Origin of the sequence: Streptacidiphilus jeojiense (assembly GCF_000719095.1) — a bacterium.
Classification (GTDB): Bacteria; Actinomycetota; Actinomycetes; order Streptomycetales; family Streptomycetaceae; genus Streptacidiphilus; species Streptacidiphilus jeojiensis.
Window position 1 is genome coordinate 15084 of sequence record NZ_JOEH01000030.1, and the last position, 13091, is coordinate 28174.

Here is a 13091-nt window from a genome sequence, read left to right on the forward strand (position 1 = left end):
GTTCACCGTAGGTCGCCGTTCCGACGTGCCGACGACGTCGCCGTGGCGCCGGACGTCATCGCCCCTGGCTACTACCATGGGTCTAGACCAGCAGGGTCGACGGTGGGGGCTCGGCGACGTGAGATTCGGCATTCTCGGACGGTTGCAGGTCCACGACGACCGCGGACGAGAGCTCCCGGTCCCGGCCGCCCGCCAACGCGTCCTGCTCGCGGCCCTGCTGCTGCGCCCCAACCAGGTCGTTCCGGTGGAGCAGTTGGCCGAGGCCCTGTGGGACGGTGCCCAGCCGCCCGGCTCGTATGCCACCGTCCGCTCCTACACGCAACGACTGCGCACCGCACTGGGCACCGACGGCAGGGCCCGGATCATCACCCGCGCCCCCGGCTACCTGATCAGGACCCACGAGGGCGAACTGGACCACCAGTGCGCGCAGACCCTGGCGGCTCGGTGCGAAGCCGCCCTCGGCCGCGCGCAGTGGGAGCAGGCACGCACCGACGCGGTCAGAGCCCTTGACCTGTGGCGCGACACCGCGCTGGTCGACATCGGCAGCCGCCTGCTCCAGGACGCCTGGCACAGTCGCCTGGAGGAACTGCGCCTGCGGATCACGGAGCGCCGCATCGAGGCCGAACTCCAGCTCGGTCTCGCCGAATCGCTGCTCCCGGAACTGGCCGACATCGTTCAGCGGCATCCGCTCCGCGAGCAGCCGCTCGGCCTGCTCATGTCGGCACTGGCACGCGCCGGACGGCGCGCCGAGGCACTGTCCGCCTACCTGGACGCCCGCGCCACCCTGGTCGCCACCAACGGCATCGAGCCGGGCCCCGCACTGCGGAGGCTGCACCAGCAGATCCTGTCCGACGAGTACCCGACGGCCCTCCGGGCGCCGACGGCGACCCCCGCGGAACCGGCCGGGCCATTGAGCATGACGCACAGTCAACTACCGCCAGAGACACGACATTTCACCGGTCGCGCAGCGGAGGTCCGCACCTTGGTCGAGGTCGCGGGCGCACCGTCGTCCGGGACCGGCGGAGCAGCGGTCGCAGCGGTCGCGTTGATCGGCGGAATGGGCGGCATCGGCAAGACCGCGCTCGCGCTCCACGCCGCGCACCGGCTGAGACCGTCCTATCCGGACCGGCAGTTGTTCCTGGACCTGCACGGACACGATCCCGAAACCGAGCCGCTGACCGCACCGGACGCGCTGGCCCGCCTGCTGCGCCTGTTGGACGTGGCGCCGACCCGGATTTCGGGCGACCCCGGGGAGCGCGCCGCGCTCTACCGCGCCCTGCTCGCCGGGACCCGGACCCTGATCGTCCTGGACAACGCGGTGAGCGCCGCTCAGGTACGTCCGCTGCTGCCGGGCACCTCCGGTTGCCTGGTCCTGGCCACCAGCCGGCGACGGCTGACCGGGCTGGACGAGGCCCACTGGGTCTCGCTCGACACCCTGTCCGAGGCAGAGGCGCTGGACCTGCTGGACAAGGTGGCCGGTCCCGGTCGGATCGACACCCGCGATCCGGACGCGGTGGAACTGATGGCCCTGTGCGGCTTCCTGCCCCTGGCGGTGCGGATCGTCGCGGCACGGCTGCGCTACCACCGTGCCCTGCGGATCGCGGACTTGGTCGCGCAACTTCGCGACGAAGGCACCCGACTGGGCCGGCTCCGCGACGAGGACCGCGACCTGGCCGCCGTGTTCGCCTCCTCCTACGCCGCCCTGCCCGAGCCCGAACAGCGCCTGTTCCGGCTGCTGGGGCTCGTCCCCGGTGCGGACTTCGACGTCCACACCGCAGCCGCCCTGTCCGGCAGCGACCGGGATATCGCCGATCGGCTGCTCGAATCCCTGCTGGACCACAATCTGCTGCTCCAGCACGAGTCCGGCCGCTACCGGTTCCATGACCTCGTGCGCATCCATGCCCGGACGCTCGGCGACAGCGACGGACGGTCCGTCAAGGAGTACGCAACCGCCCTCGACCGGCTGACCGACCATTACCTGCGCACCTCCGTGGCCGCCGACCGGTTCTTCGTCCGCCATACCCGCCCGGCGGCAGCATCGGCCGGCGACCGGCCGGTGTCTGACGTCGCCTCAGATGGCGGTCCCCAGCTGGGGGACCGGGCCGCGGCCCAGTCCTGGCTGCGGGCCGAACGGGCCAACCTGATCGCCGCAGCGCGCGCCTGGCCCGCGCAGACGGTCCCGATCGGCTGCGCGCTCTCCGCGTTCCTCCAGGAGGAAGGGCCTTGGGACGAGGTGGTCGCGCTGCACCAGGACGCGGTACGGACCGCGGTCGAGCGCGGCGACCACCTCGGCGCGGCGTCCATGCGCTGGGAACTGGGCCGGGTCCACAATCTGACCAGCGATCACCGGGCCGCAGCCGTCCAGCTGGAGCAGTCCCTCACCGCCCACCGCGCGGCCGGCGACCGGCACGGGGAGGCGAACGCCCTGTGGGAGCTGGCCCGTTCACGGTCCCTGGCCTGGGATCTGGCGTCCGCGACCGACCTGGACAACCAGGCCCTGCGCATCTTCCAGGACCTCGGCGACCGCCTCGGCGAGGCGAACGTCCGATGGGCGCTGGGAAACCTGGCCTGGTCGCGCTGGGACCTGCCGACGGCGGCGTCCCACTTCACCGAGGCACTGGGCGGCTTTCGCGAACTGGAGCACCGGCTCAACGAATTCGACGCACTCACCGCCCTCGGCGTGGTCAAGTGGGCCGCCGGGGACGTCCACACCGCGGCCGACCTGCAGCGCCGTGCGCTGAACCTGGCCCGGTCACTGGGACACCGGGTCAACGAGGCCGCGGCCCTGACCGAACTCGGCAGGGTCCACCTGGCCACCGCGGACCTGCGCGCCGCGACCGCAACACTGAACGACGCGCTCACCCTGTACCGGGACCTCGGCCTGTCCAGCGGGGTCGCCGCCGCGCTGGGCCAGCTCGGCCAACTCCACCTCGCCGCCGGGGACATCGTCTCCGCGACCCGGACCCTGACCGAGTCGGCGGCGCTGCATAACAGCCTGGGAGCCCAGTTCCACGAAGCCCACGTCCAGATCTTCCTGGGACAGGCCCTCGCCGCCTTGGGTGACCTGCCCTCAGCCCGACGCGCCCTGGAGCAGTCCGTGGCATGGGGCCTGCACCGGGTCCCGCCGCTGGAAACCCGGGCCAAGGCGGAACTGGCGCGGATCCTCCACGCCGCCGGTGACACATCCGCCGCCGCAACGATGCTGCGGGAGGCCGCTGCGGCCTACCGGGCGACGGGCGACCAGGGGGGCCTGGGCCTCGTCCACCGGTACCAGGGCGACCTGGCCGCCGACACCGGTGCCGTGCACGACGCCGTCGCCGACTACCGCGATGCCCTGACCTGCGCCCGCGCCGCGGACGACCTGCTCGGCCAGGCGCACGCGTCGGAGGGCCTCGCGCACGGCCTGGAGCGGACCGGGGACCGCGCATCCGCACAGGCCCTGCTTCGCGAAGCCGTCGCCCTCCACCAGCGCATCGGCTCAGTCCGGTTGGAAGCGGCGGCCCAGGCGCAGTTGGACGCCTGGGCGGGCCGCCTCTCGTCGGCGACACACCTCAGCACCTCGCCGATCCCGGGGCCGAAGGCGGCCTCGCCGCCGGAACACATCGGCGGAAGCAGTCCAGCCGGGGGTGAGGCGGTCCACAGGTCCTGACAACTGCTCATGCCGCAACCGGCACATCCACGTCCACGGCCACGGTCACTGTCACCGTCGCGGGGCGCCGGAGCACCGCTCGGATGCCGAGGGCCAGCGCGACCGCGAGGCTGGCCCAGACCGCGACTCCGGCCTGTACCTCCAGCGGGGTCCAGCGTGTGGCACGGGCGAAGTCCCAGTACCAGTGGCTGCTCCAGCGGGCGTAGAGCTCGGAGAGGAACGCTCCCGCCAGGAGGTTGTAGGCCAGCCCGCTCCAGAACTCGGCCACCAGCACCCCGGCTGCGGCCCAGGCCAGGTACTGGGCCGCGCTCGCGGTGCTGAACAGCAGCATCGCGGCCAGGGACAGGCCCACAGCTGCTCCGGCCTCCTGCGGCCTGCGCCAGGCGATCCAGGCGCCGGTGGCTGCGGCGAGCAGGACCACGGAGAAGCGTCCTGGACCGACCCAGAGATGGATCCAGTGCAGCGGCACGCCCATCAGAGCGGCGAGGTGCGGCAGGCCCCAGGGCCGGTATGAGATCCCCGCATAGCTGAGGACGTCGGCGTGGACCTGCTTCGGGTAGCGCAGCATGGGCCCGGACCACAGGGCGGCGAGGGTCGCGGCCAGGGCGACGGCGAAGCGGTAGCCGTGGCCGCGGCCCAGGCGGAAGGCGGCGATCAGCAGGGCCGGGACCGCCACCACCGGGACGATCTTGATGCTCAGCGCCAGCCCGAGGGCGATCCCGGCCTGGAGCGGGAGCCGGCGCCGGGTCAGCAACCAGGCGGAGAGCAGGGTGAGGGCCGCGAAGACCGGGTCGGTGTTCCCGTGGAATCCGGAGACGGCGACCAGTACCGGGCTGAGCGCGACCGCAGTCCCGCACCAGCGGGCCCGCCGGACGCCCATCCTGGTGCGGGTGAGTTCAAACACCAGCAGGCAGGTCAGCAGGTCGGCGAGGATCGCGGGGAGGCGAATGAGCAGCGGCATCGGAGCGCCGTAGACGGCCAGCCGTGACATGCCGGCGAGCAGGATTCCGGTGAGCGGACCGTGGTTGTAGCGCGTGAGTCCTGGGACGCCGTAGACACCGACCGGGCCGGTGTGGGCGATGACCCGCGCGAATCGGATGAAGGTTCGCACGTCATCGGTTCCGTGCGTGGTCGCCGCGATGGCGGCCTTCGCTGCCGCTGCAGCCAGCCCGACCAGGAGGACTGTCGTGCGGGCGCGCTGCGGCGAGGTCGCCGGTCCAGAGGTGGCCATGCCGGGAAACCCTAGTGGCGTCCCACGCGTTCCTTGCCTCGACGCGGGCGGCCCAGCAGGCATTTCAGTCGTTGGAGTGATGGGGCGGGACGACGGGACCACCTGTGCACCATCAACGCCGGTGCACTGACGCCACGTGCAGAGATCGGCCGCAGTGCTGGGGTGGCCTGCGCCCCGGCGCCGGCCACCGTGTCACACTGCTACTCCCGCCAGGAATTGAGTGCCCGAGTCCCCCTGAGGACCTCGGCGAGGATCGCGCAGCCGCGCCTCACCTCGGCTGCGGACGCGGAACCGTAGCCGAGGACCAGTCCGTGGACGCGAGGTTCCCCGTGGTGATGGCGTTCTGTCGTCTCCACCAGAACGCCGCGTGCCTGGGCTTCGGCCACGATCAGGGGCGCGATGTCCGCAGGGAGCTTGAGCATCACGTGCAGGCCGGCGGCGTCACCGCTGACCCGGTCTCCCAGCAGGTCGACGATGACCGCTCTGCGCCGTGCGTATTCGAGACGCATGCGGTGGAGGTGTCGGTCGAGGTCGCCGGATTCCAGCAGGGTCGCCACCGCGTGCTGGACCGGACCTGCGGTGCGGTCGCCCAGTTCCTCGCGGCGACGGGAGACCGCCTGGAGCAGCTCGCTGGGGGCGATCAGCCAGCCCAGGCCCACGTCGGGGCTGAGCGACTTCGAGAGCGTGCCGACGAGTACGACGTGTTCGGGAGCGTGGCCGTACAGCGTGTTGAGCGGCGCGACGTCGTAGCGGAACTCGGCGTCGTAGTCGTCCTCGACGATGACGGTGCCGGTCCGCGCGGCCCACTCGATGAGCTGTAGGCGGCGATCGCTCGGGAGTCTGCCGCCGAGAGGGAACTGATGGGCCGGTGTGGTGTAGAGGACGGTGAGGTCGTCGGGGAGCTCCGAGATCAGGACCCCGTGGTCGTCCACGGGGATCGGCGTGATGGTGGCACCGCGGGAGGCCATGATGTTCCGGGCCACCCGGTAGCCGGGTTCCTCGATGCCCACGCGATCACCGCTGCGGACCAGGGTGGCGGCGAGGACGTCGAGTCCGTGGCCGGTTCCCCTGGTGATCATGATGTTCTCCACCCGCGCCGGGACGGCACGCGACCTGCGCAGATGGTCGACCAACAGCATCCTCAGATGCATCAGTCCGAAGGGGGTCGAGTCGTCCGCCAGCGACAGCGTCCCCACGGCCCGCCAGGCCCGACGCCAGGCCGCCTCGTCGTAGCCGAACACCCATGGCTTCCCGGAGCGCAGGTCGACCACGCCCTCCTGCGGTGGCTCCGGCGGGTGGACAGGCATGGCGGAGGCGCCTGTCACCGCCCCGGGTCCCGACTTGACGGGTGGGTGGTTCGGAAGGTCGGAGGCGTCCGCGACGAAGGTGCCGGAGCCGTGCTCGCCCCGCAGCCAGCCCTCAGCGGTGAGCTGCTGGTACGCCTCGGTGACGACGATCCGGCTGACGCCCAGCTTCCGGGCGAGGACCCGACTCGAAGGGAGCCTCTCGCCGGCCCGCACGGCGCCGCGCAGCAGCGCTTCGTGCAGTTGGTCGCGAACCTGCACATTCAGGGGCAGTTCCGACTCCCGGTCGACGGCGATCGGCAGGTCGGCGTGGTCGCGCACGTGCTTCTCCAAGTGGTCTCTACCAAACAGAGGGAAGTGGGTATGGTCGCCTCATCGAGCTGCTCGTAATTTATCGATCATGCTCTCCACCACTCACCGGACCAGGTTGAACCGCGCCAAGGAACGAGGCCTGACCGACCGCACCGATCTCTACTCCGTGCTGGACGCCGGCATGGTCTGTCACCTCGGGGTAATCATCGACGACGGCCCCGTGGTGATCCCGACGGGGTACGGGAGGATCGAGGACACCCTGTACCTGCACGGTTCGAGCGGCGCCCGGTCGCTGCGCACCGGTGGCCAGGTATGTGTGACCGTCACGCACCTGGACGGAGTGGTCCTGGCCCGATCGGTCTTCAACCACTCCATGAACTACCGCTCGGCGATGATCTACGGCGAGGCGCGCAGGGTGGAGGACCCGGCCGAGCGACTGGCCGGACTCCGGGCGATCACGGACCAGTTGGCCCCCGGCCAGTGGGAGGCGACCCGGCAGCCGAACGCCAGGGAGCTGGCGGCGACCCTCGTGCTGGCCGTTCCGCTGGCGGAGGCGTCGGTCAAGGTCAGGACGGGCGCCCCGCTGGACGAGGAGGAGGACTACGCCCTGGCCGTATGGGCAGGCGTGTTGCCGCGGACCGAGATCTGGGGCCCGCTTCAGCCGGACCCCCGGCTCGAGGACGGAATCCCCGTGCCCGAGCACCTCAGGGCGAGGCAGTGACCTCAAAGGCCCCCGCTCCCACGCACTCCCGCCAGTCGGCGGATCTCCTGCTGGACCTGTGTCAGGGACTCTGGGCGGCGCGGGCGGTGCACGCGGCCGTTGAGTTCGGTATCGCCGACCATCTCGCGGACCGAACGCATACGGCTGCTGAACTTGCCGAGCTGACCAGGACGCATCCTCCCTCGCTGCACCGGTTGCTGCGGGCTCTGGTCACTGTCGGCGTCCTGGTGGAGTCCGGACCCGGCCGGTTCGCCTTGAGCCCGGTCGGCAGCACCCTGCGCACCGGTGTCGCCGGCTCGCTCGCCGCCCACGTTCTCGTGGAGCTGGGCGAGAGCCGACACCGGGCCTGGGGCGAGCTGACCTACGCCCTCAGAACCGGGGAGTCGTCCTTCGAGTACGCCGTCGGGCAAACCCCGTGGCAGCTCTTCCAAGCCGATCCCGAGGCCGGCCGCACCCTGGGCCGGGCAATGGCCGGCCTGACGGAGAACATCCTTCAGGCCGTGCTGGAGGCATACGACCTCACCCGTTTCACCCGCATCGTGGATGTGGGCGGGAACGAGGGCGATTTCCTGGACGCGGTGCTGGCGGCCGTCCCCCGAGCTACCGGTGTCCTCTTCGATCTGCCCTATGTGGTCGAGAACGCTCGCGTGAAGGGCCACCGCACCTTGGCCGAACGCGGCGAACTGATCGGCGGTGACTTCTTCCGTGAGGTCCCGTCCGACGGTGACCTCTACCTGCTCAAGTGGGTGCTGCACGACTGGGGTGACCAGGACTGCCGCACCATTCTGGGCAACTGCCGCAAGGCGATCCGGGCGGACGGGACGCTGCTGGTGCTGAACGTCGTGCTCCCGGAGGGCTGCGCGTCGCATCCCGGGGCCCTGAGCGACCTCAACATGCTCGTGTTCGGCAGCGGCCGGGAACGCACCGAGGAGGAGTTCCGCTCGCTCTTCACCGAGGCGGGGTTCCGCCTGACCCGGGTGATTCCGCTGGGTGCGAGGGACAGCCTGCTCGAACTCCTTCCCGCCTGACTTTTTTTCCTACCACCGACCCACCTCAAAGATTTGGCTGCCGAAAAATGGGAACAGACGACCGCATTCAGGTCATCGAACGTGTCTTCCAGGGCGAGGCCGACGAATGGCACCAGCTCGCCCGCCGCTATCAGACCCGCTACGACGAGATGTTGGGCGAACTGGTGTCGCGGGTCCGCGTGCCGAGTGGCGCCCGGATCCTCGACCTGGGGTGCGGAAGCGGTGTCCTCGCCGAGATCATGCTGGAGCGGTTTCCCGACTCGCAGGTGACGCTGCTGGACCTCTCCTCGAACATGATCGCTGCGGCCGAGCGGCGGCTTGAGCGCTTCGGCTCCCGGGCGAGCTTCGTCGAGGGCAGGTTCGAGGACATGCCCGAGGGGCCGTTCGACGCGGTCGTCTCCACACTCGCCCTGCACCACCTCGGCACCGACGAGGAGAAGCGCACTCAGTATGCCCGGATCCTCGGCTCGCTCACGCCGGGCGGCAGCTTCTGGCAGGGCGAGTACGTGCTCTCGTCGAGCCCCGAGGACTCCGAGCTCAACGAGGACGCGTGGGCGGACTGGCTGCGCACCAAGGACTTCTCCGAGGAGGAGGTCCTGCAGTTGCGTGAGCGCGTCGGCCACAACGACCGCCCCGCCCCGCTGGTCGACCAGTTGCGGTGGCTCGACGAGCTCGGATTCACCCGGGTCGACTGCACCTGGCGGTACATCAAGTTCGCGGTCTTCGGCGGGCATGCGCCTGGTCGACCGAACTCCTGACCACTGCGACAACTTCACCGAGAGACGAGGACGTCACCAACATGAGTGCCACCTTCAGCAGCGCCAAGCAACTGTTCTTCACATCCGAGTCGGTGACCGAGGGCCACCCGGACAAGATCGCGGACCAGATCTCCGACGCGGTGCTCGACGCGCACCTGGCGCAGGACCCGAACGCCCGGGTCGCCTGCGAGACCGTCGTCAAGGGCGGGTTCGCCATGCTGCTCGGAGAGATCAGGAGCCGTGCGCAGGTCGACTACGAGGCTGTGGCGCGCGAGGTCATCCGCGACATCGGCTACACCGACCCCGCGCTCGGCTTCGACTGCAAGAACTCGTCGATCCTGGTCTCCCTGGTGCAGCAGTCGCCCGACATCTCCGGTGCCATCGACCACGCCGTCGACTTCGAGACGAGCGGGCCGGCCGGGGTGGAGACCATCGGCGCGGGGGACCAGGGCATGATGACGGGCTTCGCCGCCGACGAGACCCCCGACCTGATGCCGCTGCCGATCTCCCTGGCGCACCGCATCACCCAGCGGCTGGCCCAGGTCCGCAAGGACGGCACGCTGGCGTACCTGCGACCCGACGGCAAGAGCCAGGTCACCGTCGAGTACTCCGAGGGCCGCCCGCTGCGGGTCGACACGATCCTGGTGCTGACCCAGCACGACGAGTCGGTGGACGAGAAGCAGGTCCACGAGGACCTGCGCACCCATGTCATCGAGGCGGTCATACCGGCCGATCTGCTGGACGACCGCACGAAGGTCTACAGCAACACCACGGGGACGTTCATCGTCGGCGGCCCGGTCGTCGACACCGGGCTGACCGGCCGGAAGCTGCAGGTCGACACCTACGGTGGCGCGGCCCGGCACGGTGGCGGGGCATTCAGCGGCAAGGACGCCACCAAGGTGGACCGCTCGGGTGCCTACGCGGGCCGCTACGTCGCCAAGAACGTGGTCGCAGCAGGCCTGGCCTCCCGCTTCGAGCTCCAGGTCGCCTACGCCGTCGGCATGGCCCGACCGCTGTCCGTCTCCTTCGAGACCTTCGGCACGCACACGGTCCCGGAGGAGTCGATTCTCAAGGCCGTCAACGAGGTGTTCGACCTGCGTCCCGGCGGGATCATCCAGGGCCTGGGACTGCGTCAGGTCAAGTACCGCCCGGTGGCCGCCTACGGACACTTCGGCCGTCCGGACCTCGACCTTCCCTGGGAGCGCACGGACAAGGCGGAGGCGCTTCGCCAGGCCGTGGGCCTGGACTGATCCAGGTCGGAACGGCGGGTCGTCGAGGCAATCCGAAGGGAGGGAGCCCGATGCCGGGCACCGTCATCAAACAGTGCGACAGCACGGACTGGCTGCCCCCCTTCCGCCCGGGGCCGCTGACCCACGACCCGGTGGGGGCGGTCAGGCTGGGGCTCGGTGAAAGTGGCACCGAGCCCCGGGCCGAGGTACTCCAGGCCATCGCCCGCGAGGTTCCGCTGGCGGGGCGCTACCCGGATGCCACCGCAGGGGCGCTCACCGAGGCCCTGGCCGCGCTCCACGGCGTCGCGCCTGAGAACATCGTCGTCGGCAACGGCATCGACGAGTTGCTGCTGTTCGTCTCGCTGGCGTTCCTCGGCCCCGGCAGGCCCGGCGTCGTCTCGGCCGGAACCTACCCGGGCCATGCCGCGGCGGTGGATGCGGTACGGGCAGCGCGGATCACGGTGCCGCTGCGCGGGTACCGGGTCGACGCGGCCGGTGTCGCCGGGGCGTTGTCCCCCGGCGTCGCGGCCGCCGTCGTGTGCAACCCGCACAACCCCACGGGCACGGTGCTGTCCCAGCAGGAGGTCTCGCTCCTCGTGGAAGCCGCCGTCGGCAGCGACGCGGTCCTGGTCGTGGACGAGGCGTACATGGAATTCGCCGAGCCCGATCGCGCCCGCTCCGCCCTCGAACACGTTCGGAGCGGAAAGCCGGTGGTGGTGCTGCGCACCTTCTCGAAGATATACGGGCTGGCCGGCCTGCGCTGCGGCTACGCGGTCGCCCCCCGGGAACTCGCGGAGCAGCTGCGCAAGGTCAAGAACGTCGTGGTGTTCAATGTGAACCGGTTTGCCCTGGCCGCGGCCTCGGCCTCATTGCGCCATTCCGGATTCGTCGCGGAGGAGCGAGAGCGGGTCCGCGGCCTGGCGGACACGTTCGCCAAGGGGATCCGCAGTCTCGGATGGATCAGAGCTGTTCCGTCGGCGGCAAACTTCGTCTTCTGCGAGACGAGTTACCCGGCGCTGTCGGTCAGCACGGAGCTGGAGCGCCACGGCGTCCTGGTGCGCCCCTGCCACGATCTCGGATTCCCGAACGGAATAAGGGTTTCCATAGGCGGTGAGCCAGAAATCCAGGCGTGCCTGAAAGCGCTCTCAAGGATACGTACAAGCAGGTCAAGCGGCATGCTTCGGGCGAACTCGGACATTTAATCGATGTCTCAGCGGGTGAGACACCTTTGCGTTGACATGAGCTCATCGGTAATCTGTTCGTCATCGGAAGTAGTGGTATTCAAGTAGTTCATCTAGAGGGGTGTAGGGAACGGCCCGTCGATCCCCCAGCAACCTCCCCGAGCGCGCATTGTTCCTTCAAAGGAAGCGATCAGGGTGGTGCTAATTCCGGCCCGCGCCAGAGTGGCGCGGGAAAGATGAGTGAGAGGATCTCGCACATGGTGCGCGTAAACAAGCATGGTTCCCGTATCCGATTCCGCCGCCTGTTCTAACCCGTTTCCATCGGGCTGGATCGGGCGCGTCTCGGAAGCGGGGGTTTCCTGTGCGCATTCCATCGTCTCTTTTTCCCAACAGGCACTCACAAAGAGCGCTGGTCCTTGTGACGCTTGCCAGTTCGACCGGCAAGGGAATATTTCTCACCTCGGGTGTCCTCTATTTCACCAGGGCAGCCCGTATACCGGCCCAGGAAGTGGGCATCGGGCTCAGTGCCGCCGGGATCGCATCCGTCGTCGCCGGCATCTGTGCGGGGTACCTCTCGGACCGGCGCGGACCGCGGGCCGTTCTCATGGGCAGCCTGCTGCTGGGAGCACTCGCCACCGCCGCCTTCCTTCCCGTGCACGGGTTCTGGGCGTTCCTGCTCGTGGTGGTGGCTGCCACGTCGGCACAGTCGTCACTTCTTGTCGCGCGCGGCCCGATCATCAACCACCTGGCCGAGGGGCGGCCGCAGGAACTCCGGGCCTACATCCGGTCGGTGACCAACATCGGCATCTCCGTCGGCGCGGCCCTGGCCGGCTGGGCCGCCCAGGCGGACACCGTGGGCACCTACCGCCAGCTCGTCCTGGTCAACTGCGGGTGCTTCCTCGCGGCGGCTGCGCTGGCGTTCCGAATTCCGCGCATGGCCCCGATCCGGCAGACAACCGAGGGACCGCGCTGGACCGCGCTGCGTGACCGCCCCTACCTCACCCTGGCACTGCTGGACGGAGTCCTGTCCATCCAGTACCGCGTCCTCACGGTCGCTGTTCCGCTCTGGATCGTCGGGGCCACGTCGGCCCCGCGCTGGGCGGTGTCCGCAGCGGTCGTGCTGAACACCGTGATCGTGATCCTGTTCCAGGTGCGCGCCAGCCGCCGGGTGGACTCCCTGCGGGCCGCGGCGCTGACCCTGCGCAGGTCCGGATGCGCCTTCCTGCTCGCCTGCGCGGCCATGGCCTGGGCCTCCGGGATACCCCCCACAGCAGCGCTCGTGGTGCTCGGGGCTGCCGTCGCCGTGCACAGCGTGGGTGAACTGTGGCAAGCGGCAGGAGGCTTCGAAGTCTCCAACGTCCTCGCCCCCGAGCATGCCCTGGGCCAGTACCTCGGCGTGTTCGGCGTGGGCATGGGACTGGCCGAGTCGTTCGGCCCGGCACTGCTCACCTGGCTCTGTATCGGCTGGGGGAAGCCGGGCTGGTTCGTCCTCGGCGCCCTCTTCCTGGCAGCCGGGCTCGGTGCACCCCGAGCGGTGCGCTGGGCCGAGGCGACCAGGGGGCTGTACACGCCGCAGGACGAGCTGGGGGCCGCGCCGCAGACCCCCCGCGTCCCGGCCGGCTGACCCCGCCCGAAGCCGTTCACCCGCCACACCCAGGTTGCCTCCCCCTGTCCACAT

General features: G+C 70.1%; 9 protein-coding genes, 1 pseudogene and 1 riboswitch. Of the genes and pseudogenes, 8 read left to right on the top strand and 2 right to left on the bottom strand.

The genetic code is table 11. The features are described from left to right. Positions 1–118: 118 nt before the first annotated feature. Positions 119–3649, top strand: coding sequence for an AfsR/SARP family transcriptional regulator (locus IF29_RS0133085; RefSeq protein WP_198037624.1), 3531 nt, complete (start codon positions 119–121; stop codon positions 3647–3649). A 7-nt stretch (positions 3650–3656) separates the two neighbouring features. Here IF29_RS0133085 and IF29_RS42605 read toward each other — a convergent pair whose 3' ends face one another. Further along, positions 3657–4880, bottom strand: a complete 1224-nt coding sequence (locus tag IF29_RS42605) for a glycosyltransferase 87 family protein (protein WP_051726343.1) — start codon at positions 4878–4880, stop codon at positions 3657–3659. Positions 4881–5080: 200 nt separating this feature from the next. Further along, the gene (gene pdxR / locus IF29_RS0133095; RefSeq protein ID WP_030262868.1) at positions 5081–6505 is read right to left on the bottom strand and encodes a MocR-like pyridoxine biosynthesis transcription factor PdxR; all 1425 of its coding nucleotides are present in this window, start codon (positions 6503–6505) and stop codon (positions 5081–5083) included. Between the two features lie 79 nt (positions 6506–6584). Between pdxR and IF29_RS0133100 the strand changes: the two genes are divergently transcribed. The 7 genes and pseudogenes from IF29_RS0133100 (at position 6585) to IF29_RS0133125 (ending at position 13037) form a co-directional block, all read left to right on the top strand. Next, positions 6585–7217, top strand: coding sequence for a pyridoxamine 5'-phosphate oxidase family protein (locus tag IF29_RS0133100; RefSeq protein WP_030262869.1), 633 nt, complete (start codon positions 6585–6587; stop codon positions 7215–7217). Beyond that, positions 7112–7435 (top strand): annotated as a pseudogene (locus IF29_RS49105) (methyltransferase family protein); the annotation flags it as partial. The gene IF29_RS0133100 and the pseudogene IF29_RS49105, both read left to right, overlap by 106 nt. Before the next feature lie 9 nt (positions 7436–7444). Then, positions 7445–8245, top strand: coding sequence for a methyltransferase (locus tag IF29_RS0133105; protein WP_232242703.1), 801 nt, complete (start codon positions 7445–7447; stop codon positions 8243–8245). A 47-nt stretch (positions 8246–8292) separates the two neighbouring features. After that, on the top strand, positions 8293–9003 hold the full coding sequence (locus IF29_RS0133110) for a class I SAM-dependent methyltransferase (protein ID WP_051726345.1): 711 nt from the start codon (positions 8293–8295) through the stop codon (positions 9001–9003). A 41-nt stretch (positions 9004–9044) separates the two neighbouring features. Next, positions 9045–10253 carry a methionine adenosyltransferase gene (gene metK, locus IF29_RS0133115; RefSeq protein ID WP_030262878.1) on the top strand — a complete coding sequence of 403 codons (1209 nt, stop codon included), beginning with the start codon at positions 9045–9047 and terminating at the stop codon, positions 10251–10253. A 50-nt stretch (positions 10254–10303) separates the two neighbouring features. After that, on the top strand, positions 10304–11434 hold the full coding sequence (locus IF29_RS0133120) for a pyridoxal phosphate-dependent aminotransferase (protein ID WP_051726346.1): 1131 nt from the start codon (positions 10304–10306) through the stop codon (positions 11432–11434). Between the two features lie 85 nt (positions 11435–11519). Beyond that, positions 11520–11656, top strand: a riboswitch (SAM riboswitch). Positions 11657–11831: 175 nt separating this feature from the next. Further along, positions 11832–13037: an MFS transporter gene (locus IF29_RS0133125; protein WP_084715352.1), complete on the top strand. Its 1206-nt coding sequence runs from the start codon at positions 11832–11834 to the stop codon at positions 13035–13037. Positions 13038–13091: the final 54 nt, after the last annotated feature.

Bases quoted from the DNA above. Each gene is read 5' to 3' on its own strand.
- IF29_RS42605 (WP_051726343.1), bottom strand. From the start codon at position 4,880: ATGGCCACCTCTGGACCGGCGACCTCGCCGCAGCGCGCCCGCACGACA.
- IF29_RS0133100 (WP_030262869.1), top strand. From the start codon at position 6,585: ATGCTCTCCACCACTCACCGGACCAGGTTGAACCGCGCCAAGGAACGA.
- IF29_RS0133110 (WP_051726345.1), top strand. From the start codon at position 8,293: ATGGGAACAGACGACCGCATTCAGGTCATCGAACGTGTCTTCCAGGGC.
- metK (WP_030262878.1), top strand. From the start codon at position 9,045: ATGAGTGCCACCTTCAGCAGCGCCAAGCAACTGTTCTTCACATCCGAG.
- IF29_RS0133120 (WP_051726346.1), top strand. From the start codon at position 10,304: ATGCCGGGCACCGTCATCAAACAGTGCGACAGCACGGACTGGCTGCCC.